Annotated in this window: 22 protein-coding genes; 9 read left to right on the forward strand and 13 right to left on the reverse strand. The window is 36.0% G+C overall.

Annotation, left to right across the window (positions count from 1 at the left end):
• Window positions 1–20 precede the first annotated feature (20 nt).
• The 4 genes from JM81_RS16690 to pyrF all read left to right on the forward strand — a co-directional run bounded on the left by JM81_RS16690 (window position 21) and on the right by pyrF (window position 3,555).
• Window positions 21–464: a Rieske 2Fe-2S domain-containing protein gene (locus JM81_RS16690; RefSeq protein WP_144805082.1), complete on the forward strand. Its 444-nt coding sequence runs from the start codon at window positions 21–23 to the stop codon at window positions 462–464.
• An 84-nt stretch (window positions 465–548) separates the two neighbouring features.
• Window positions 549–1,535, forward strand: coding sequence for an FAD:protein FMN transferase (locus JM81_RS16695; protein ID WP_261375122.1), 987 nt, complete (start codon window positions 549–551; stop codon window positions 1,533–1,535).
• Window positions 1,536–1,644: 109 nt separating this feature from the next.
• On the forward strand, window positions 1,645–2,721 hold the full coding sequence (gene prfA, locus JM81_RS16700; RefSeq protein WP_089259658.1) for a peptide chain release factor 1: 1,077 nt from the start codon (window positions 1,645–1,647) through the stop codon (window positions 2,719–2,721).
• A 3-nt stretch (window positions 2,722–2,724) separates the two neighbouring features.
• A complete protein-coding gene (pyrF, locus tag JM81_RS16705; RefSeq protein ID WP_144805084.1) occupies window positions 2,725–3,555 on the forward strand; it encodes an orotidine-5'-phosphate decarboxylase in 831 nt (276 codons plus the stop codon).
• Here the strand turns inward: pyrF and JM81_RS16710 are convergent.
• Window positions 3,538–3,729 carry a hypothetical protein gene (locus JM81_RS16710; RefSeq protein WP_089259660.1) on the reverse strand — a complete coding sequence of 64 codons (192 nt, stop codon included), beginning with the start codon at window positions 3,727–3,729 and terminating at the stop codon, window positions 3,538–3,540. The genes pyrF and JM81_RS16710 overlap by 18 nt on opposite strands.
• A 223-nt stretch (window positions 3,730–3,952) precedes the next feature.
• Between JM81_RS16710 and JM81_RS16715 the strand changes: the two genes are divergently transcribed.
• The gene (locus tag JM81_RS16715) at window positions 3,953–4,729 is read left to right on the forward strand and encodes an alpha/beta fold hydrolase (RefSeq protein ID WP_089259662.1); all 777 of its coding nucleotides are present in this window, start codon (window positions 3,953–3,955) and stop codon (window positions 4,727–4,729) included.
• A gap of 89 nt (window positions 4,730–4,818) precedes the next feature.
• On the opposite strand, the gene JM81_RS16720 is transcribed toward JM81_RS16715, so the two are convergent.
• The 6 genes from JM81_RS16720 to JM81_RS16745 form a co-directional block, all read right to left on the reverse strand.
• Entirely contained in the window at window positions 4,819–6,249 is a 1,431-nt protein-coding gene (locus JM81_RS16720; RefSeq protein WP_144805086.1) for a SusD/RagB family nutrient-binding outer membrane lipoprotein, read from the reverse strand.
• An 11-nt stretch (window positions 6,250–6,260) separates the two neighbouring features.
• The gene (locus JM81_RS16725; RefSeq protein ID WP_144805088.1) at window positions 6,261–9,482 is read right to left on the reverse strand and encodes a SusC/RagA family TonB-linked outer membrane protein; all 3,222 of its coding nucleotides are present in this window, start codon (window positions 9,480–9,482) and stop codon (window positions 6,261–6,263) included.
• A gap of 319 nt (window positions 9,483–9,801) precedes the next feature.
• Window positions 9,802–11,163 (reverse strand): helix-turn-helix domain-containing protein, encoded by a 1,362-nt coding sequence (locus JM81_RS16730; protein ID WP_186435599.1) that lies wholly within the window; start codon window positions 11,161–11,163, stop codon window positions 9,802–9,804.
• A 383-nt stretch (window positions 11,164–11,546) separates the two neighbouring features.
• Window positions 11,547–12,257, reverse strand: a complete 711-nt coding sequence (locus JM81_RS16735; RefSeq protein WP_379920844.1) for a DUF4197 domain-containing protein — start codon at window positions 12,255–12,257, stop codon at window positions 11,547–11,549.
• A 27-nt stretch (window positions 12,258–12,284) separates the two neighbouring features.
• Complete coding sequence (purU, locus tag JM81_RS16740) at window positions 12,285–13,136, reverse strand: formyltetrahydrofolate deformylase (protein WP_144805092.1); 852 nt, start codon at window positions 13,134–13,136, stop codon at window positions 12,285–12,287.
• A gap of 86 nt (window positions 13,137–13,222) precedes the next feature.
• Window positions 13,223–13,612: a hypothetical protein gene (locus tag JM81_RS16745; RefSeq protein WP_089259793.1), complete on the reverse strand. Its 390-nt coding sequence runs from the start codon at window positions 13,610–13,612 to the stop codon at window positions 13,223–13,225.
• 117 nt (window positions 13,613–13,729) lie between these two features.
• Between JM81_RS16745 and JM81_RS16750 the strand changes: the two genes are divergently transcribed.
• Both JM81_RS16750 and JM81_RS16755 read left to right on the forward strand, forming a co-directional pair.
• Window positions 13,730–14,179, forward strand: coding sequence for an Lrp/AsnC family transcriptional regulator (locus JM81_RS16750; RefSeq protein ID WP_144805094.1), 450 nt, complete (start codon window positions 13,730–13,732; stop codon window positions 14,177–14,179).
• Window positions 14,180–14,285: 106 nt separating this feature from the next.
• On the forward strand, window positions 14,286–15,698 hold the full coding sequence (locus tag JM81_RS16755) for an alpha/beta hydrolase (protein ID WP_144805096.1): 1,413 nt from the start codon (window positions 14,286–14,288) through the stop codon (window positions 15,696–15,698).
• On the opposite strand, the gene JM81_RS16760 is transcribed toward JM81_RS16755, so the two are convergent.
• Window positions 15,685–16,425, reverse strand: coding sequence for a DJ-1/PfpI family protein (locus JM81_RS16760; RefSeq protein WP_144805098.1), 741 nt, complete (start codon window positions 16,423–16,425; stop codon window positions 15,685–15,687). The genes JM81_RS16755 and JM81_RS16760 overlap by 14 nt on opposite strands.
• Window positions 16,426–16,511: 86 nt before the next feature.
• Between JM81_RS16760 and JM81_RS16765 the strand changes: the two genes are divergently transcribed.
• Window positions 16,512–17,159, forward strand: a complete 648-nt coding sequence (locus tag JM81_RS16765) for a DUF1684 domain-containing protein (RefSeq protein ID WP_144805101.1) — start codon at window positions 16,512–16,514, stop codon at window positions 17,157–17,159.
• 52 nt (window positions 17,160–17,211) lie between these two features.
• Here JM81_RS16765 and JM81_RS16770 read toward each other — a convergent pair whose 3' ends face one another.
• The 5 genes from JM81_RS16770 to JM81_RS16790 all read right to left on the reverse strand — a co-directional run bounded on the left by JM81_RS16770 (window position 17,212) and on the right by JM81_RS16790 (window position 20,819).
• Window positions 17,212–18,246, reverse strand: a complete 1,035-nt coding sequence (locus tag JM81_RS16770) for an outer membrane beta-barrel protein (RefSeq protein WP_144805103.1) — start codon at window positions 18,244–18,246, stop codon at window positions 17,212–17,214.
• Window positions 18,247–18,349: 103 nt separating this feature from the next.
• On the reverse strand, window positions 18,350–19,588 hold the full coding sequence (locus JM81_RS16775) for an ammonium transporter (RefSeq protein WP_144805106.1): 1,239 nt from the start codon (window positions 19,586–19,588) through the stop codon (window positions 18,350–18,352).
• Window positions 19,589–19,618: 30 nt separating this feature from the next.
• On the reverse strand, window positions 19,619–19,957 hold the full coding sequence (locus tag JM81_RS16780) for a P-II family nitrogen regulator (RefSeq protein WP_089259673.1): 339 nt from the start codon (window positions 19,955–19,957) through the stop codon (window positions 19,619–19,621).
• Between the two features lie 292 nt (window positions 19,958–20,249).
• Entirely contained in the window at window positions 20,250–20,621 is a 372-nt protein-coding gene (gene crcB, locus JM81_RS16785) for a fluoride efflux transporter CrcB (protein WP_144805108.1), read from the reverse strand.
• An 18-nt stretch (window positions 20,622–20,639) separates the two neighbouring features.
• The gene (locus JM81_RS16790; RefSeq protein WP_144805110.1) at window positions 20,640–20,819 is read right to left on the reverse strand and encodes a hypothetical protein; all 180 of its coding nucleotides are present in this window, start codon (window positions 20,817–20,819) and stop codon (window positions 20,640–20,642) included.
• 351 nt (window positions 20,820–21,170) lie between these two features.
• Between JM81_RS16790 and JM81_RS16800 the strand changes: the two genes are divergently transcribed.
• Window positions 21,171–21,557, forward strand: a complete 387-nt coding sequence (locus tag JM81_RS16800) for a nucleoside triphosphate pyrophosphohydrolase family protein (RefSeq protein WP_144805114.1) — start codon at window positions 21,171–21,173, stop codon at window positions 21,555–21,557.
• The last annotated feature ends 20 nt before the right edge of the window (window positions 21,558–21,577 follow it).

A 21,577-nucleotide genomic window follows, 5' to 3' on the forward strand; every position in this document is an offset into this window, starting at 1 on the left:
TAGTATAAACCTATTTTGCTATGGAACGAAAACAATTTTTAAGAACCTTAGGGGCAGGGGCAGCCTTTGCCATAACTTTTCCTTGTTTGGGCAGTTGTTCCAAAGAGAGCGAAACGGAAGGAAACATCGTAACCCCACCTACCAATATTGATTTTACTATTGACCTAAATTCTTCGGAAGGCCAAAAATTGGCCAATAACGGTGATTTTATTCTCAAAAATCTTGTGGTCGTAGCTAAAAATTTGGAAGGTAATTTTGTAGCGGCAACACAAATTTGTAGTCATGAACAATATGACCAAGTGCGTTTTGTAAATAAGGACGGAGGCATTTTTTATTGTGACGTTCATGGTTCTGAATTTAGTCAAAACGGTACACCGTTGAATACCATACCCAACAGTACTTCCAAAGCATTGAAAATATACAATACCTCATTAGAAGGCTCATTGTTACGCGTGTTCGAGTAAGGGTATATCGTAAAAAAATCTATAAAATAGTTTAACTTAAATCTATATTTACAATTAAATCATAGTCCGTAATAGAGCTTGCTAGTGAAGAATCTTCCCCCCATTATCTTCTTTTTAATGACTTTCTTTGCATTTGGTCAAGGGGAGCAGTTCATCACCGTAAAAAAATCTTTTACTGCAATGGGCAGTGATTTTGATATTACTGTTGTCTCATTGGAAGAGGAGCTGGGCTATATTTATATTCAAGAAGCTTTTGCTGAAATTCAAAGAATAGAAAAGTTGATTTCCTCTTGGGACCCCAATTCCGAAACTTCAAAGATAAATGCCAATGCCGGGATTAGGCCAGTTGCCGTAAGTTGGGAGCTCTTTAAATTAATAGAGCGTGCTATCCAAATTTCCGAACTTACCAATGGGGCTTTTGATATTTCATATACCGCACTTGAAAATTTATGGAAGTTTGATGGTTCCATGACGCAAATGCCATCAAAATTGGCTATTAAAGAGGCGGCACTAAAGATCGGCTATAAAAATATTCGACTTAATAGTAAAGATCAAACCGTTTACCTTGCAAAAAAGGGTATGCGAATTTCTTTTGGAGGCATTGGTAAGGGATATGCTGCGGATAAGGCCAAGGCTCTTTTGGTTTCCAAACAGGTGCAAGGCGGTATTATAAATGTTGGTGGGGATATTACTACATGGGGAACAAAGGCTACCGGAGAAAAATGGTTGATAGGAATTTTAAATCCAGAAGGGCAGGAAGGACTGTTTTCTTGGCTACCTATTTTGGAATCTTCCGTTGCAACTTCTGGCGGAAATGCAGATTTTATGGTAGTGAACGGCAAAAAATATGCCCATGTCCTGGACCCAAGGACCGGATACCCTTCCGCAGGCATTCAAAGCGTTTCCGTATTTGCCAAAAGCGCAGAGCTATCAGATGCTTTGGCAACCTCTATCTTTGTTATGGGTGTCAATGCAGGATTGGCATTGATCAATCAGTTGGGAGATACGGAAGTGATCATTGTAGATGAACATGATAAAATGTACAAGAGCAATGGCATCATTTTAAATTGAACCACTTTAACCTATCTCTTTTTTTAATTTATTTTAATGCTTAGCATGCACAACCCTTTAGGGCATCTGCAAAATTATCGTAAATTCGCAGCACAAGTGAAGTAAGATTATGATAGAAAAATTAAATATTGTTAAGCAACGTTTTGATGAGGTTTCCGACCTTATCATACAGCCCGATATCATTACGGACCAAGAGCGTTATGTAAAGCTTACCAAGGAATATAAAGATCTTAAAGATCTAATGGAAAAGCGTAAGGAATATCTTGAGCTTACCAATAATATTTCAGAAGCAGAGGAGATTATTGCCGATGGCAGCGATCAAGAGATGCTGGAAATGGCCAAAATGCAGATGGAAGAGGCCAAGGGCGCCTTGCCAAAATTAGAGGAGGATATAAAATTAATGTTGATTCCAAAAGATCCAGAGGACGCCAAAGATGTGGTCGTAGAGATCCGGGCCGGAACCGGTGGTGACGAGGCTAGTATTTTTGCAGGAGATTTATTTCGCATGTACACCAAATATTGTGAGTCCAAAGGCTGGAAAACCAATGTTATTGACCTTAGTGAAGGTACCAGTGGAGGTTTTAAGGAAATACAGTTTGAGGTAAATGGGACGGATGTATATGGTACGTTAAAATTTGAAGCCGGTGTACACCGTGTACAACGCGTGCCACAGACAGAAACCCAAGGTAGGGTACATACAAGTGCCGCAACGGTCATGGTCTTGCCCGAGGCAGAGGACTTTGACGTTCAAATAGACCCCAAGGACGTTCGTATAGATTTTTTCTGTTCATCAGGTCCTGGTGGGCAATCTGTAAACACTACTTATTCCGCGGTGAGGCTAACGCACATTCCTACCGGATTGGTGGCACAGTGCCAAGATCAAAAATCGCAGCATAAGAACAAGGACAAGGCCTTTAAGGTACTGCGCTCCAGATTGTATGATATGGAATTGGCCAAAAAACAGGAAGAGGACGCCGCAAAACGTAATAGCCAAGTAAGTAGTGGTGACCGTAGTGCAAAGATCAGAACTTATAATTATCCCCAGGGTAGGGTTACGGACCACCGTATTGGTCTTACATTGTATGATTTGTCCAATATAATAGATGGGGACATTCAAAAAATAATAGACGAATTGAGTTTAGTTGAGAATACAGAGAAATTGAGAGAGGCCTCTGAGATTTTTTAAAGTATGACTACCCAAGAACTTATTGCCCAAATTCATAAGAAGCAATCTTTTTTATGCATTGGCCTGGATACAGATTTGGACAAAATTCCAAAATTTCTATTAAAGGAGGAAGATCCCATTTTTACGTTCAATAAAGCAATTATAGATGCTACGCACCATCTTTGTGTAGCATATAAACCAAATATTGCTTTCTATGAGGCGTATGGTGTAGAGGGGTGGTCCTCACTTAGAAAAACAATAGAATATCTTAATGAGAACTATCCTGATATTTTTACCATTGCCGATGCCAAGCGTGGTGATATAGGCAATACGTCTACCAGATATGCAAAGGCCTTTTTTGAAGATCTTAATTTTGATAGTATTACCATAGCTCCATACATGGGTAAGGATTCTGTAGAACCATTTCTTGCTTTTGAGAATAAGCATACTATCTTATTGGCTCTGACATCCAATGAGGGGGCATTTGATTTCCAAACCAAAAAAATAGGGGATACGGAACTGTATAAGGAAGTGCTGTCTATCTCAACAACGTATAAAGGATCTGAAAATTTAATGTATGTCGTTGGTGCTACCAAGGCAGCATATTTTAAGGAAATAAGAAAAATTGTGCCCAATAGTTTTTTACTGGTGCCAGGGGTTGGTGCACAAGGGGGTAACTTGCATGATGTATGCGCACATGGTATGACAAAGGATGTTGGACTTTTGATTAATTCTTCGCGCGGAATAATTTACGCTTCTGGAGAACTAAATTTTGCAGAAGCGGCCCAGCAAAAAGCAAGCGAATTGCAAATTGCCATGAAGAAGGAACTTGATGGCTTACACCAAGTTTTCTAACGTCCTTTTTATCTTTTGTGCCTTTTGCTCAAAAAATTCTCCCAATTGGGTATTGGTTGGCATATTGGAAGCCTTTTCCAAAAAGTTTTGATATTGATACTCCAATAAGGTTATGATATCCGCTTCGGCTGCAATAGGTTTTACGGTTCCTACTTTACAATATTGCTTTTCCATAATGCTATACGTTAGTTCTTTGCAAATATACGATCAGAATGGCCTTTTGGATGTCGACTCTAGGGGTCATACAACTAATTATCAGGTTATTTGTCTTTTTTTTAACATGAACACGTTCAAAAATTTAAAAATGACAGTAAAATAGCTAATTATTTATGATGCTGGGTACATTTTAAAAAGTTAATTATATATTGCCTTAACGATATCTTAATCCGTCTAAATTTTGCTTCACCATATAACGTATGTTCATTCATCTTCTCCTGTTTGGGTAACGTTTGTCCATGGTGCCGGAGGCAGTTCATCAATTTGGTATAAACAGATTCGTGAATTTAAAAAGCATTTTAATATTTTATTATTGGATTTAAGAGGGCATGGCAATTCCAAACCCGACTTAAAAAGTGTTTTTGATGATAAATACACCTTTGATGTCATTACCAATGATATCGTTGAGGTCATTAATTTTCAAAATATTCAAAAATCGCATTTTGTGGGGATTTCCCTTGGAACTATTTTAATAAGGAACCTTGCGGAAAAATATCCTGAACGCGTTGCCAGTATGGTTTTGGGCGGGGCAATTATGAAATTGAACCTAAGGTCGCAGATTCTAATGAAATTGGGGGTCATTTTTAAATCCGTTGTTCCTTATCTATGGTTATATAAGTTTTTTGCCTTTGTAATAATGCCCAATAAGAATCATAAGGAATCACGTTTATTGTTTGTTAGGGAGGCCAAAAAATTATATCAAAAAGAATTTATACGCTGGTTTAGGCTTACTTCGGAAATTAATCCACTATTGCGTTTTTTTAGGACTGTAGATATACAAATACCTACCTTATATGTTATGGGTGAAGAAGATTATTTGTTTCTGCCCAGTGTTAAAAAAATAGCCCGTAGCCATCAAAAATCAGAGCTTTTGGTAGTTGAAAATTGCGGTCATGTGGTGAATGTGGAGCAACCACATTTTTTTAATGAACAAGTGGTCCGTTATTTAAAGGGGTAGTTGACCCGCATATTTTTCAATCTTATTTCTAAAAGAGAAAAGACCGGTTTGCACCGGTCTTAACAATCAACTTAATTATAAATGAACTACTAATTAACGTCCCAGAATAATGGAGTTGTCAATTGGTCACCACCAATTGCACTTGAAGCGGCGTCATAATTTTCACCGTTTACCGCAGATTCCTTCACTGGATATATCATCCTTAAAGGAACTTCTTGTTGAGTTTGGTTAGATAAAACCAGTTCTGGCCAATCTAGCCTACGGTACTCTGTCCAAGCTTCAAAACCTCTATTGAACAACGCAATCCACTTTTGCGTACCTATTTTTTGTTTATAATCACCTGTAGCGGTAGCATAGGCAACTTCTGGCTGTGCCAAATATGTATCTATTTCATCTTGTGTACCACCATAATAGGCAATAGATGCAGCAATACCGGCATTGTAATATGCTTCCGCATCTCCAGAAATGAAACCTCTTTCAACGGCTTCTGCCTGAAAAAAGGCAACTTCAGCATAATCCATAATAGATCCTGGATAAGTTGGATCACCAACGATATCAAAATTTAAATGGGTAAAGTTGGCGTATGAATTATTTCCACCAATTGGTCCGCCAATGTACGGGTCCTTGTTATCCGCGAAATAATCATCTAAACGAGGGTCGTTTAGAGCAACCAACTTATCTAAAGATGTTTTACCTGCAATGTAATCCTCTCTTCTGTTTTCAGTTTCAAAAAGATTGTAAATAGGGTTGTTGTTCGCTGTAGGCGATGATTCATACCTAATGATAGTATTGTCATCGTTAGAAGTGAATACGCCGGCATCTACAGCTTCTTTGACGGTGGTACTTGCCAATGTAGGATTTACATCGGCTATACGCATACCCAATCTCAATTTTACGGAATTGGCCAATTTTCTCCAGGCGGTTACATCACCGGAATAAAAAATGTCATTAGAGCCAAAAGATTCCCCACCGTTGGCCAATGCGGCTTGTGCAGCGGATATTCTAGAGATTAAATCCGTATAGATGGTGGCTGCATCATCATATTTTGGAAATAGGTTGTTAATGTCCGCAGCTTCGCTATAAGGTACATCACCGTTCAAATCTACAAGGTGTTGAAACGTATAGACTTTAATAGTTTCGATAATGGCCAATTGATTGCCTCTGGTAACGGCATCTAAAATCTCATCTTCCTCTATCAATGCCTGAGCGGAATTAAGATCATTGATCACATTGTTATAATATGTAGTCCAATAGGCCTGTGAAGGATCTCTACCAATAATTAAGTAGTTAGACTCATCAATATAGGTGGCCTGTGCCCAATGTTGCGCCCAAAGTCTAAATACGTTGGAACCGCTTATCGTTGTGATTCTATCTGCCAAATTCTTTTCTGCATTGGCCACTAATGTTTGTGGTGGGACTGCAGTTGGTAATTTGGGGTCGTTATTATAATCTGTAATATCTTCTGTGCAACTAGACAACAATATGCCTGCGGTTGCTAAAATTAAATATATATTCTTCATCGTTCTCTTGTTTAAAATTCCAATTTAATGTTAAAACCATATTCCTTAACCGAAGGATAAGCCCCAATCTGGAATCCTTGTAAATTACCTGCTCCAAAGCTTTGTTCTGGATCTGCATATGGAAGGTCCTTACTAATGATCCAAAGGTTCCTACCTACCGCTGTGAAAGAAACGGCCGTAAATGGAAGGGCGTCAACAAATTTCTTAGGTAATGTGTAGCCTAAAGTAACCTCCCTTAATTTTACATATGAGGCATCATAAACAAATTGTGCATCCGGTGCGTTACCATATCGTCCATAAGGGTTTTCGTAAGTTGTAAAATCTGCCCTTACCGTATTTGGAGAACCGTCTGCCTGCACCCCTGGTAATATTACACCACCAGAAGTATTGTCATTGGTTACAGGGTCTCTTAACGGATTGCCCAAATCATTTAAGCCAGCTGTAACATCATAGATACCTGTAGCCATACCAAAATAGGTATCACCACTAAATACGCTGCCACCTTCCTGAATATCGATCAAGAAACTTAAACTTACATCCTTGTATTTAAATGTGTTGGTAAGACCTGCTTTCCAATCTGGGTTGATATCTCCCAAAATTTCTTGGTTAGACTCTGTTTTGGCGTACTGGCCATCTTCGGTAATTACTTTTTCGCCATTTAGGTAAACATAATCGGTTCCCTTAAGTGTTCCGTAGGCTTCACCTTTAGCAGCATTTAAACTTACCCCAAAAAAGCTATTGACCAAGATGTTCTGTGAATCTTGGAACAAGTTCAACACTTCACTCTTATAGGTAGAAAAGTTGATATCCGTCCTCCAAGAAAAATTTGGTAACTCAATTGCCGTAAAATACAATTGGGTCTCTATACCTTTGTTCGATACTTCGGCCGAGTTTACTACTGTATTCGTGAAACCTGTTGAAGGTGTAATCTCTACAGGTATAATGGCATCACTGGTAATCTGCTCGTAAAGTGATAGGTCAAAACCTATTCTTCTGTTCCAGAAATTCATCTCCAGACCCAATTCCTTACTAGACGTACGTTCTTCTTTAAGATTAGGATTGTTAGATGTGCCCGGGTTAGAATATAAAGTGGCACCGCCAAATCCTGCAATAGGATTAAACGTATTTAGAAGTTGGTATGAAGTTGCACCGTTACCAACTTCTGCATAGCCGGCTCTTAGCTTACCAAATGAGATTGCGTTACTATCAAAAAGATTGGAGAACACAAAACTTGCGGAAACCGCAGGATAATAAAAGGAGTTTTGTCCTTCTGGTAAAGTTGAGAAAGTATCGTTTCTCAAAGAACCTTCTAAAAACAACATGTTGTCGTAATCTATACTTGCATTTGCAAATACACCAAATACCCTAACATCTGCGTCATATTCAGAACTGGCATCAAAAACTATTGGGTTAATCGAGTTTGAAAGAGCATAAATTCCTTCCAGATTTAAACCACCATTTGTAGTTGCCGTTACATAATTGTTCTTGGTCTGTCTGTAGTTGGTACCCACAACACCTGATATACCAAATCTATCGGAGATATCTCCATTGAAATTTAAAAAGAAATCATAATTGTATTCAGAGAAATTGATATTCTTTCTAGAATATTCAGGCGTATCTATACTTCCTATATTGTTTCTTTCTTCCCTTAATTCTGCATATGTATCTACAGTAGCCCTACCAAAGATTTCTAACCATGGCAAAACATCATATGATATACTACCGTAACCAAATAACCTGTTACGCTCATCGGTATTATAATTTTCATAACGGGTAAAATATGGGTTATCCCAATACTTTGGGCCTAAGCTAGATGGGCCGGATGGGTTCCATGTTATATTTTGTCCAGTGGCAAAGTATGCATCTCGTTGATCTTTTAAATCAGTACTATTGGCCCACCACTGTCTAAAATTGGTCATGATGTTTTCAGCATCATATCCTGTACCGTACCTTCCAAGTCCAGAACTTTTGGTGTATGTTGCCTTACCGGTTACGGTAACCTTTTCATTAAGGTCCATTGTCCCGACCAAATCAACATTATGTCTTCCTATTTCACTATTTGGTAAAATTCCTGTTTGATCTAAACGGGTGTAGCTCATTCTTAAGCTACCAGTTTCAAAACCTTGGCTTACTGCTATGTTCTGTGAGCTTGTTACGCTGTTCTGAAAGATATACTCAGGACCGTTTTTCGCCGCGATCCAAGGGCTTTTTTGTAAATAAGTGTCTAATTGTGGATAGTAAGAATCCCATTGATATAACATTAGATTGGGGTCAAAACGTAATCCAAAAGAGCCATCTTCACCGGTTGGTGGCGTAATGTCCTCTATACCGTCACCATCAACATCGATAGAGTCGATGTAACCAGCACCGTAAAACGGACCGTAACCTTGACCATACTCTTGTTGAAAAATTGGAAATGTATCCTTGTCATATTTTCCAATATTTACGGAACTGGTAATAGATACCCCAAGTCCACTTCCTCTTTTACCTTTTTTGGTATTGATGATAATAACACCGTTTGCAGCCCTAGAACCATATAGTGCCGTTGCCGCAGAACCTTTAAGTACGTTAATACTTTCTATATCATCTGGGTTGATATCACTTGCGGCATTACCATAATCATAGCCGTCACCACCCTCTGCTTGGGATGTAGAGTTGTTCGTATCGTTGTTCAACGGAACACCATCTACTACAAATAGTGCTTGGTTGTTTCCAGTAATGGAAGAATATCCCCTTATTACAACGTTTGCAGATCCACCAAGGGTTGAACTTTTCTTAATATCCAAACCGGCAATTTTACCGGATAAGGAGTTTACGAAGTTTTGGTCCTTTGCGGTATTTACCTGGTCTCCTTGAATTTCCTGGGTGGCATAACCTAATGATTTCTTTTCCCTTGAAATACCCAATGCAGTTACAACTACTTCATCTAGCGCTTGGGCATCTTCTTCTAAAACTACATTGATTACGGAGGCCGAACCTACTTCCTTAGTTACAGTCTTTTGACCTAAGTAACTATACCTTAAACTTTGACCAGTAGATGCATTGATGCTATAATTACCATCAAAATCTGTTTGTACACCATTAGTTGTACCAATAATTAATACCGAAACTCCAGGTAATGGGAGTCCGCCTTGATCTGTTACCGTACCTGTTATCGTCTTTTCCTGCGCAAAACCAATGTGCGCTACCAAAGCGAATACAAGCATTAAAAAACATCTTGTTTTAGTTCTCATAAAATTAATTTGAGTGTTAGTAAATAAGTAAGCTTTATAAATAGTTGTATAAAGAGTCGGCCCTTTATTCTATATGATAGCTAACTCAATAAAATGAAAATCAAAAACTATAATTTTTTTGATATTGACCGACTCTATAAACCAACGGCAAAAATATGAAGGGAAGGAGGGTAGAAGGGTTGAAGCCGACCTAGGTTAATAGTAAACCGATTTAAATTAACGTTAACCTATTGCGTAATAAATTGATTTTCAGAAGTAAGTATATTCCGAAGCGCAATTGTGAAAATTTTAAAGTTTTTGAGGAAATCTTAAGAATGTACTAGCTGTTCCACGTTTTAGCCATGTAATCTTTTGGGGTCATATCCAGCCTTTTTTTAAACGCTTTGTAGAAGGAGACTTTATTGTTAAAACCGCTCTCGTAAATGAGATCTACCACCTGTATTTCTTGTTTGGATTCAATGATACTTACTGCTTCCTTAATCCTGTAATCATTGATAAGTTCGTAAAAATTTTTATTCAATTCTTGGTTTATAACTTGGGAAAGACTGTAACGATCAACATTCATGTTTTTTGCAAGTTTGGCAAGGGTCAATGTATTATCCAAGTAAATTTTATCCTTCTCAAGCAAATCTTCAAGTTGAGATTTTAGTTGATGGCTCATTGTGGTCGTTAATCCGGAATTCTTGTATTTATCCTTTGTTGGTTGGTCGGTATAGGTTGCGGTTATCAATTCTGTGATTACTTCTGGTTGGATCAATAGTAATGTGGCAAGAATGGAAATAAAGAGTATAAAATAGACCGCTATAAAGTATTTTGAGATGTAATCAAAGGCATAAATATGCTCAAATCCTGCTCTTGTAACTAAAAACAAAATCAAGATCAATATAAATACCATTAATGTTTTAATCCAATTTTTGGAATTTTTCTGCATTATGGTTTTATGGTATTTGAAAATGTTAAATATTAAAATTAGATAGATGAGTAAATGCACGGTCTTAATCCAATTATCGTTGATTATAAAACTAATACTATCCAAAAAAGCATTTTCAGGCGCATGTGTGCGTACATTAAAATTTCCCAAGATTACAAGGCTAATAAGCACAATTATGAATGGAATGTAATGTAAAATGACCGTTGTATTGGTAACCCTAAGATCAATAAATTTGCTTTTTACATAAAAATATAAGGAAGGTGCCCATAGAAAAAACAATACCCTGTAAATAGCTACTGTAGGTGAATATTCAAAAAAATCTTGCCAAAATAATACCAGTTCTAAAAGCGCAAAGGAAATTGTCATCACGAAAATGCCCAGAAATATATTGCTTTTATTGTTCTTGTACTTTTTAAACAAAATTAGGGCGGTTACAATGCCCGTAAATGCAACTATGATAAATATAAGGTTGAGCAAGTGTACCTGTATGGTGTGCTTATAGTTGTTTGCAAGTAAGGTCTTATCAGGTGCTTGGACCTGTGGGTTTAAATCTAAACTATTTTCATTATCGTCCATGGCAATACTGCATAGGATTAAATATTTTTCTAGCTCTTCATTGTCCGTGAAATTTAAAGATCTTGCTTTTATGAAAAAATCATATGCAGCGTTAAAACGTTCATTTTCATACATGCAAATGGCTAATTCAAAATAATCATTTGCCGTACTATTTTTTATTTCTTTTTTTTCCAAAGAGGATAACATTAAGTTACAGTCCTCATTGGTATTGCCATTATGCCCTTGTGAAAAAACAAGCAATGGTAATAAAGAGAATACGTAAATAAAAAAGGCAAAAATGAATTTTAGCACTGTAGATACTATTTCTTAATAATTATTAATAATAAAATGAATTGATTAGGAAGTATTTCAACTTTCGCAAAAGTTGAATAAAAATCAAAATTAGAACTTTTAAATAGATAAAAAACAAAAAACCGGTGCTCCCACCGGTTTTTTAACTAACTAACTCAAAAAATAACTAACTCAAATAGAAATTTTGTATCTAATCAAATATTGCTCTTATAACTTTTTAACGTATAACTTTTAATGTTATTGTTCTGAATGTTAAATATTTAAAATTAGTCCTGTAAAGCAAATACTTTCCTTAAAATATCCGTGGTTCGTGATGATAAATTGGTTCTAATTTCTTTTTCTTCCACTTCTATCATTTTATATACTCCATTTAATGCTTCTTGGGTAACGTAATCTGTTAAATCTGGATTTACATTATTAGTAAGTGGAATAGCATTGTATTTAGAAATGAGAGAATTCCATACCTTATCCGCATTTACTTTTTTAAACGAAGCATCAATAACAGGTTTAAATTTATCATAGAGTGCTGTATTAGTTCTGTTTTCCAAATACGTAGTGGCGGCATTGTCCGCTCCCAACAAAATATTTTTGGCATCGGTAAAGGTCATTTCCTTAACGGCATTTACAAAAATCGGTGTTGCTTCGGAAACGGCATCTTCAGCAGCTCTGTTAAGAACCTTTAAACCTTCATCCGCAAGATTTCCCAACCCTATATCACGCAATGTTTTATCTACTTTTTGTAGTTCTTCCGGCAATAATATCTTAACGAGTTCATTTTTGTAAAAGCCGTCTTGTGCCGTTAATTTACTCACCTGTTGTTCAATACCTTGGTCCAATGCTTCCTTTAATCCGTTTGCAATTACTTCATTGCTTAAAACGGTATTTGTTGATCCTGGCATTTGGTTGACTACTTGTTGCAACTCATTACAAGAAGCCATGAACATTACCAAAATAAGTATGCTTATCTTTTTAATCATAACTGAAAGTTAAAGGTTCTAAATAGCTTACGAGAAAATGACGGTTTTATTGTTATACACCATTGTTTTTCGTGCAATATGTAATTTTACTCCTCTGGAGAGAACAATTTTTTCCAAATCTCTACCCTTTGTAATAAAATCTTCTATGGAGTGGGAGTGTGTTACCGTAGTAACATCTTGCTCAATGATCGGGCCGGCATCTAATTCTTCGGTGACGTAATGACTTGTGGCACCAATAATTTTAACTCCCCTTTTAAATGCTGCATGGTAAGGTTTGGCACCGGCAAAGGCAGGTAAAAAAGAATGATGGATATTTATGATCTTATTTGGAAATTTGCTGATCAGCTTTTCGCTAACAATCTGCATGTATCTGGCCAGTACAATAAAATCTATATTATATTTTTGAAGAAGTTCTAATTGTTGCAGTTCTGCTTGTACCCTAATTTCCTTATTGAACGGTATATGATAAAACGGAATTTCAAATTGATCGGCAATATATCTTAAATCATTGTGATTGCTTAAAATAAAAGGTATTTCTACCGCCAGTTCCCCAGAACGATATCTGCTTAACAAATCATATAAACAATGATTGTATTTTGAAACGAATATTGCCATATTGGGCAATTTTTCGTCTGTGTGCAAACTCCATTTCATTTTATATTTAGAGGCTAGTTCCTCTTGAAATAAAGTTTTAAATTTCTCAAGATCTAAAAAATGGGTGTCAAATTCAATGACTGTTCGCATAAAAAACACATCGGCATTTTTGTCTACATGTTGGTCCAGATAAACAATGTTACCTTGATTTTTATGGATAAATCCTGTAACGGTACTAATGATGCCAGATTGATCAGGGCAATGTACTAAAATGGTAGTTTTCAATGGAAATCTAAATTAGCTTCCAAAAATAGTCCATAATTCTTAAAATTGTTGGGAAAAAGGAGAATTTACCAGGATGAGTTCAGCATTTACAAATGCTCAATTCTCCATTTTTTATAGGATTTTCTAAAACTTTTAATCTCCGCACGTAATAAGTTTATGTATTCCGTTTCCTTAACCCCATGCTTTTCTAGACCTAAACAGTAAGAATTTATATTCCTTATTATAATATTTATAAAGGAGATATGCTCCAAACGTTCATTGGTACAGTTAGAATGTTCTACCTGTGCAATTTTTTGAGGTATCAATATTGCATCGGTTAATATGGAATTAGCTATGATGTCCCTTAGGCTTTTAGATTCATATAGTCTTACAAGATCTTTGTTGAAAGTAACGTAAGACGCTATTTCCCTGCTCATTGTGCAAAGCTCCAGTGCCTTTCTGTAAATCGGTAAGTTTTTAAGACTACGATATGCCATGCTGTGGGGTAATATTAGTATATATAAAATTACATCAGTTATCTCATAATTTTCTATGGAAAGCAAACGCTTTTTGTAAATTTGCTTTAGATACATAATTTTTAAACGATAAAACTTTTGAATCCAAAGATAGATGAGTTAAACTGGAAAATCCTGAAACAGTTACAGCGAAATGCCAGGGAATCTTTTGCCAACATAGGTAGGGCCATTGGTCTTACCGCGCCTGCAGTTGCGGAGCGTGTTAAGAAAATGGAGGACCTGGGAATAATAATGGGTTATAAAGCAACCGTTTCACATGCCTTGACAGGACATCAACTTAAAGCAATCATTACTCTACGGGCATTTATGGGTAAATTGAAACCGTTTTTGGCCATTGTAGGCACTCTTGAAGAAGTAATAAATTGTTATAGGATTACCGGTAATGAAAATATTGTTATGGAAGTTGTTTTAAAGGATCAATTTCATTTAGAGAAATTTATTGACCAGCTCATACAATACGGTGAAACAAGAACGCACATAGTTTTGTCTCAAGTAATATCCAACGCTCCCATGCATAAAATTAAATAATGGTATACCTGTTAATCGACATTTTAAAATGGAATCAAAAATGATATCTTTAATAAACGATAACCAAAATTAAAAATTTGGCTAGATTTTTGATGATGAATTAAAGATGAAAAAAACACTACTCTACACTTTATTACTATCTGCAACCCTTGTCTTTTCACAAGATTTTAAATTGGTTAAAGGAGCAATTACAGAAAATTTGTTGGTTAATGATTCCATAGGAGAAACTATGGCTATTTATACTCCATCTAATTTTAGTCTAGATAAATCTTGGCCCGTAATTTTTGTGACGGATATGAGGGGCAATGCCAAATCATCAATTTCTATGCTGGTAAATTCGGCTGAAAAGGAAGGGTATGTGCTGGCCAGTTCCTATAGTCTAAACGATAGTCTTTCATTGAGCGAAAATGTTTTGATTGCAAATAGAATGTTGAATGCCATTGTCACTTCCTTGCCTATCACCAATAATAGAATGTACACGGCAGGTTTTGAAAGTGGAGCAAAATTCGCCTCTATTTTACCCACCTTTATTCCAGATATTAACGGAGTTATTTCTGTTGGGGCCACATTAGGCAGTATTGATATATTGAACGTAAGACAGAAATTTCAGTTTATTGGTGTGGTAAATAGAACTGATTATAACTTTCCGGATATGCTTGAAGAGCGTAAAGTTTTAGATAGGTTAAAGTTTCCAAATCAACTATTTGTATTTGACGGGGAGAAACATTTACCGGACGGTAATACCTTGGCTATGGCTATGAGAATGTTGACGCTGAGCAGCATGGCAAAAGGACATATTGTTAAAGACAGTACGCTGATTGCTGATACTTATTATGAACTTTTGGTGAAGGCTAACACCTTTTTTACAAATGATCAACCTATTTTGGCCAGTTACCTAATTTCTGATATTGAAAGGGTTTTAGCCCCGTTAATAACAATGGATTCGTTAAAGACAACCAAAAAATCCCTGCGTCGAAGTACTTCTTATAAAAAGGCAATTAGAACACAGAACAATATAATTTTAAAAGAAGATTTTGCTAAGGGGGATTATAGCTACTATTTAGAGGAAGATATTATAACCTATAATTACGCTAATTTGGGATGGTGGAACTATCAAATGAAAGAGTTGGACAAATTGGATAAGAGCAGCCAACTTTTTGAAAGACAGTCCTCAAGTAGATTAAGAGGATTTATAAATGCCTTAATTGCTGACAATGTAGATTACGTAGTATCTGCGGAAAAAGTTGATATGGATGCCTTGAATTTATTATATATGATCAAGACCATAACGGTTCCAAAAGAATATGAATCCTATTTAAAGGTCATAACTATAAGTGCCGGTATGGAAGATTTTGGAACGGCCCTTTTCTATTTAGAGGAACTTTTAAAAAATGGATATACCGATAAGGCTAAACTATATACCTTGGAAAATTCTGCCTTATTACGAATTACCCCAGAGTTTAATGAGTTAATAGAGAAATATTTAACGAATGCCCGTTATGATATTATTCCACAATAAGGTGTGGAACTTGACCTAGGTCCCATTCTATGACCAGTCCTTTGGCTAAGGATTTAGCAATTTCTTCTCCGTATAAATATTGGCAGAGGTACAATGCGGCGTCAAAGCTTTTGGCCCCTCCGGCAGAGGTAATATATTTGCCGTCATGAACAAATAAAACACTATCCTGAACTTTTAAATGGGGAAACATTTTTCTGTAAGATTCAATATCGCTAGGAAATGTTGTAGAGGTTACTTCATCTAAGATTCCTGTTTTGGCCAACGGAAAGGCACCATCACAATGACTGGTGACAAAAAGTGCGTTCTCATCTATTTTTTTTATAAAGTTAAGAAGTGTGGTGTCATTTAAATCAGAATCCATATGGTGTTCTGCACTAGGGACTACCAAAATATCTATTTTAGGTAAAGTGTCCTTTGTATAATCAAAGTCTGGCAGGATCCTAACCCCTTCAAAAGTTGTAATGGGGTCTAAGGTGTTAGCAACGGTAAAAGTATTCATAACCTTAATATTTTTTCTGAATTTGGTATGTTGAAAAATATCAAAAGGGGCAGTGAATTCTGTATTATATGTGCCATTCATAATGAGAAAGGCAACATTGTACCCATCCGGGTCCATGGTGGGTCCTTTGGTCTGTTCCAAGGCGGTACTTGCTGTAACTTTTTTTTCTGAACAGCTTAGCATAGTAGCCAGTAAAATGGTCAAATAAGTAAAGTGTGCAATTCTCATTGTTTCTAGCATTTTGGGGTAAAGTACAACTATAATCAAAATCTTAAAATGAATTAATTGTATTTTTGAAGATTAAATTAATACCAATGAAGCATTTTTTTACTTTTCTGTTAATTGCAGTTTTATGTTCATGTAGACAAGAAAAAAAATACCACGATGAACAAAAAGTGGCAGTGGAATCTATACAGTCAGACAAGTTGATGGACATATTAAAATTTCAACAAAAATTGAATGCAGAATTCAAAGATCCGGAAACGTCTCCTTTACCGGATAGATTTAGGGCAGATTTTGAAACATTGGATTTTTTTGAAGCTGATACCGCCTTTGTAATAGAGGCCGATTTTATTAGAACGCCAGAAGCATTACCATTTTCAATGCCCACTACCACTGATCGTATTTCTACGGAAGTATTATATGGTATTGCCAAATTTAATCTAAAAGGAAAAGTGTATGAATTGGAAGTGTACCAGACCCCTGAGTTAATTGCCCAAGAAAAATATAAAGATTACTTATTTCTTCCCTTTACCGATGCTACAAATGGTATGGAAACATATGGTGGCGGTAGATATCTAGACCTAAGAATTCCTAAAGGAAATAAAATTGTTCTGGATTTTAACAAAGCGTATAATCCGTATTGTGCCTATAACAAAAAATATTCCTGTCCTTTGGTGCCATCTGTAAATAATATTGATTCAAGGATAGTGGCCGGGGTAAAAGATTTTGTAAAAAAATAAAATCCCCTAACGTGCTGTTAGAGGATTTTAGTAATTATTGTTCTTTATTTGCTTAGTCGAAAGAATAGATTGCCGCTAAAGTAAAGGATGCTAGAGAATTTGTTGGGTCAGTTGCATTACCAAAAGGTTCTACATCATTGCCCCAGCTATCTAAGCGTACCTCTGGTTTGATTATTAAATTACCTGTTGTGTAGCTACCTGTTAATGTAGCGGCAAGAACAGGTGTATCGTCTAAACCTTCTTGTGTAAAGGTCATATATTCACCCCTTAGACCGATGGCAAAAGTTTCTGAAGTGGTAAGTTGAGGATAAATTGCTAAACCGTAGAAACCGCTTTCAGTCTCTGAGTTTTTATTATATGCAGCGTTTATGCCAAAGAAAAAATCATCAGATACATCAAAACCACCAGTATAATCAATTTCGAAACCTAATCCATCATTTTTACCACTATCATAGTATAGATTTAAGAATTGGCCATAAAAACCTAATTGACCACCTAAAGAATATTCCCCAGTTCCCGTTATATCATTGGTATCCCATGGGTTCATAACGCCAAGCATTAAACTAACATCATCAGATAAAGTAAAATCAGCTTTTAAACCAACATGTGAAAACGGTCCGTTCGAAAATAGATGCGAAACACTATAGTTAAAGTTCGCTGCTGGAGCAATAACTTCATATCCTAGAAACGTATTAAACCTACCAATGGTTAAAGTAGTTCCTTCAGACACATTCCAATATGCATAAGCCTGATTAATAATACCATTCAACACATCATTATTAAATGTCGCTTCTGTTCCTCTTGGACCAAAAACTAAATCTACTACAAAGCCTGTGTTACCAGTTTCATAAGTACCTATAATATTTGCCATACCTAAAGCAAAACCTGTTTGGTTAGCAAACGATGTAAATGATGAAGACTCATCGACACCTGCTTCATTGAAAGTTGTTCTATAATATGTATCTATAGAACCACTAAGGCTAAGTGCACTCTTCTCTTCTTCTTGTGCAAAAATACCGGTGGATACAAGTGCAATACCTGCTAAAAAAATATTTTTTACGTATTTTGTATTGATAATCGTTTTCATAAGTTTTTGATTTAAACCTCTATTGAGGATGAATTAATTTTGAGAAATTTTTTATTGAAAAGGTTATGTAACGGAGCGTTCTGCAAAACGCTCCGTATTTTTTTTAGTGTTGGTTCATTCTAAAGTCTGCATAAGCATCCATTCCATGCTCATGAATATCAAGCCCTTCAACTTCTTCTTCTTTAGCAACTCTTAGACCTATTGTCGCTTTTAGGACAACTAGTATTATTCCGGAGGTAACTATGCAGAAACCACCTACAATCAATACTCCATATAACTGGGTCATGAACTGTGCACCACTGGCCATGCTACCAAAAATACCAACGGCCAATGTACCCCATATACCACAGATTAAGTGTACGGCAACAGCACCTACAGGGTCATCCAATTTAAGTTTATCTACCAATGCCACACCAAGTACAATGATTATACCGGCTAAAAGACCAATAATCACAGCTTCGTTAGGAGACATTAGATCTGCTCCGGCAGTAATACCTACCAAACCACCAAGGATACCGTTCAAGAACATGGTCAAATCTAAATTCTTATATAATATGGTAGAAGTGATCATTGCGCCAAATCCACCTGCAGCTGCAGCCAAACTTGTTGTAACCAGAACCAATGAAGTTAATTCTGGGTCTGCGGACAATACGGAACCACCGTTAAATCCAAACCATCCTAACCATAATATTAGTACACCGGCAGTGGCCAATGGAATATTATGTCCAGGGATTGCATTAGGCTTGCCATCCTTGCCAAATTTTCCAATTCTGGAACCTAATAGGAATATGGCTACCAATGCGGCCCATCCACCAACAGAGTGTACCAATGTAGAACCGGCAAAATCATAGAATCCCCAAGAATCCAAGAATCCGCCACCCCATTTCCAAGCACCTACTATAGGATATACTAAACCTACATAGATTACCGTGAAAATCATGAAAGAACCTATTTTAATACGTTCTGCAACAGCACCGGAAACAATTGTTGCCGCCGTAGCTGCGAACATTCCTTGAAAAAGGAAATCTGTCCACCACGTGTAACCACCATCGGCATAATCTGGAGTCATGCCTCCTTCTGGTGCAGCAATTCCAAATCCTGCGAACTTTAAAATTCCCATGTCCCCATCTTCAAAACCAGGGTACATTAAGTTAAATCCAAATGCGTAATAAAGAAGCAAACCACCCGTTATGATGAAAATGTTCTTAAACAAAATATTAATTGTGTTCTTTTGTCTGGTCAATCCAATTTCTAAGAAGGCAAACCCGGTGTGCATGAAGAATACCAATGCGGTAGCCAACATCATCCATACGTTGTTTGCTGTAAATAATCCTGCGTCCATCTTTTTTTATTTTTAGTTAGTGTTTTCGTTTTAGTTGATTCCTGCCAATCCTTTTTCCTTAGTTCTAATTCGGTAAGCTTCTAGTACTTCGGATACAAATATTTTACCATCACCCACATTACCGGAGTAAGCAGATTCTAAAATGGAATTCACCGTTTTTTCTAAAAAGTCATCCGATACTACAATAGATAAGTACCTACGCTGTATATCTGTAGTACTATACGAAATACCACGGTATACATGACCTTGCTTTTCATTTCCGACCCCTGTTACGTCCCAGTAACTGAAGAAGTTAACCTCTATTTGATGTAATGCCTCCTTGACATCGTCAAATTTTGATTTTCTGATAATTGCCTCGATTTTTTTCATTTGACTAAGTTTTTAATATTGCCAAATATATGTTAAATTGAAGTATACCCTAATTTTTTATGGGGGTGTTTAGTGATTTTTATGAGTATCGCAATTTATACCCCTATATTTTTAGGGTATGTCTATTTGAAGTGATTTATTTTACGGATAGTGGTTTTGAAGTTATTCTTAAAAAAGGCTTTTTTAAATTATTTGTCAGAATTTTAGCAAATAACCTGACGATTGTGCATTAAAACACGATTTTGCTAAAAAAAAATCAAAAAAATAAAAATACTTGGTGCTAATGTTATTTTTATAACATCTTGCTTATGTATATTCCTAAAGAAATGGCCAAAATGCCAATTGCTACACTTAACCCCATATAAAGTGAGGCGTATAAAAAAGAAGATTCCTTAAATAATAAATTGCCTTCAAGAGCAAACGTGGAAAAAGTTGTAAATCCACCGCAAAATCCTGTAGCTAATAATAAAGTTTGGTTTTGGGTAAGATAATTCTGTTTTAAGGAAATGCCGATCAATAGACCAATTAGAAGACAGCCAATAATATTGACCAAAAAAGTACCTAAATAAAAATTGGAGTAATAAGGGTTTAGTGTTTTGGAAATATAGTAGCGTAGAATACTACCAAATCCTCCTCCCAAAAAAACTAACAAGAATTGTTTCATACCTTATAAAGGTAAAAACTATACTGCTTTCTTGTAGCTAGTTGTCAATAAATCTAAAGGATAGATTACAGAAACAGGTTCGTTGGATAATTTTTTGGTAGATGTCTTGGATTTTTGAGAAACACTCAATAGACTAACTACTACCATTGCCAAATTAATACCTATTAAAATTATAAAGATTGTAAGAAATGTCATCATAATTAATTGCCCTTATGTATGAATAACGCAAAATTACATTATTTGTTATACTAACGGTGTAAAAAGCGTTTTTCTGTTGTAAGAAGGCCAATTTTTGTGGTGTAAGTAAAATATTAACTAATCGTTAAGTAAATATTTAGTACAAAGCAGTGATATTATGAATAGTGCAAAGAAAATGCCAATCCATTTTACGCCCTTGAAATTTTTTTGATGATGTTTGCGGTCTTTTTTATATGATAAGATGATAATAATGGCAAAAACTATTGCGAAAGCGATTGCAAAAACAATTTGTCCCGTGCTGAACATATTCCCTATTTTTACACAAAGCTAATAGAAAACCACTGAATATATATGAAAAATAAACTTAAAGCGGTCAAAGAATTCCATAACTCGTTTGGCTTGGGTGTTTCTGAGAAAATGCGTGCAAATTTAGGTGATGCTAAAAACTTGTTACGTTACAATTTAATGGATGAGGAGAATAAAGAGTATCTGGAAGCCGCCAAAAATAATGATCTTGTTGAAGTTGCAGATGCACTTGGTGATATGTTGTATATATTATGCGGTACAATCTTGGAACACGGTATGCAATATAAAATTGAAGAAGTTTTCAATGAAATACAACGAAGTAATATGAGTAAATTGGGTGAGGACGGCAATCCTATTTACAGGGAAGATGGTAAAGTTCTAAAAGGTCCTAATTATTTTAGTCCGGATATTGCTACAATACTTAAAAAATAAAAAGGGGCCATTTGGCCCCT

It is taken from the genome of Maribacter sp. MAR_2009_72 (assembly GCF_007827235.1).
GTDB lineage: Bacteria > Bacteroidota > Bacteroidia > Flavobacteriales > Flavobacteriaceae > Maribacter > Maribacter sedimenticola.

Bases quoted from the DNA above. Each gene is read 5' to 3' on its own strand.
- JM81_RS16690 (WP_144805082.1), top strand. From the start codon at position 21: ATGGAACGAAAACAATTTTTAAGAACCTTAGGGGCAGGGGCAGCCTTT.
- prfA (WP_089259658.1), top strand. From the start codon at position 1,645: ATGATAGAAAAATTAAATATTGTTAAGCAACGTTTTGATGAGGTTTCC.
- pyrF (WP_144805084.1), top strand. From the start codon at position 2,725: ATGACTACCCAAGAACTTATTGCCCAAATTCATAAGAAGCAATCTTTT.
- JM81_RS16710 (WP_089259660.1), bottom strand. From the start codon at position 3,729: ATGGAAAAGCAATATTGTAAAGTAGGAACCGTAAAACCTATTGCAGCC.
- JM81_RS16720 (WP_144805086.1), bottom strand. From the start codon at position 6,249: ATGAAGAATATATATTTAATTTTAGCAACCGCAGGCATATTGTTGTCT.
- JM81_RS16725 (WP_144805088.1), bottom strand. From the start codon at position 9,482: ATGAGAACTAAAACAAGATGTTTTTTAATGCTTGTATTCGCTTTGGTA.
- JM81_RS16735 (WP_379920844.1), bottom strand. From the start codon at position 12,257: ATGATTAAAAAGATAAGCATACTTATTTTGGTAATGTTCATGGCTTCT.
- JM81_RS16745 (WP_089259793.1), bottom strand. From the start codon at position 13,612: ATGGCATATCGTAGTCTTAAAAACTTACCGATTTACAGAAAGGCACTG.
- JM81_RS16755 (WP_144805096.1), top strand. From the start codon at position 14,286: ATGAAAAAAACACTACTCTACACTTTATTACTATCTGCAACCCTTGTC.
- JM81_RS16760 (WP_144805098.1), bottom strand. From the start codon at position 16,425: ATGAGAATTGCACACTTTACTTATTTGACCATTTTACTGGCTACTATG.
- JM81_RS16765 (WP_144805101.1), top strand. From the start codon at position 16,512: ATGAAGCATTTTTTTACTTTTCTGTTAATTGCAGTTTTATGTTCATGT.
- JM81_RS16770 (WP_144805103.1), bottom strand. From the start codon at position 18,246: ATGAAAACGATTATCAATACAAAATACGTAAAAAATATTTTTTTAGCA.
- JM81_RS16775 (WP_144805106.1), bottom strand. From the start codon at position 19,588: ATGGACGCAGGATTATTTACAGCAAACAACGTATGGATGATGTTGGCT.
- JM81_RS16780 (WP_089259673.1), bottom strand. From the start codon at position 19,957: ATGAAAAAAATCGAGGCAATTATCAGAAAATCAAAATTTGACGATGTC.
- crcB (WP_144805108.1), bottom strand. From the start codon at position 20,621: ATGAAACAATTCTTGTTAGTTTTTTTGGGAGGAGGATTTGGTAGTATT.
- JM81_RS16790 (WP_144805110.1), bottom strand. From the start codon at position 20,819: ATGATGACATTTCTTACAATCTTTATAATTTTAATAGGTATTAATTTG.
- JM81_RS16800 (WP_144805114.1), top strand. From the start codon at position 21,171: ATGAAAAATAAACTTAAAGCGGTCAAAGAATTCCATAACTCGTTTGGC.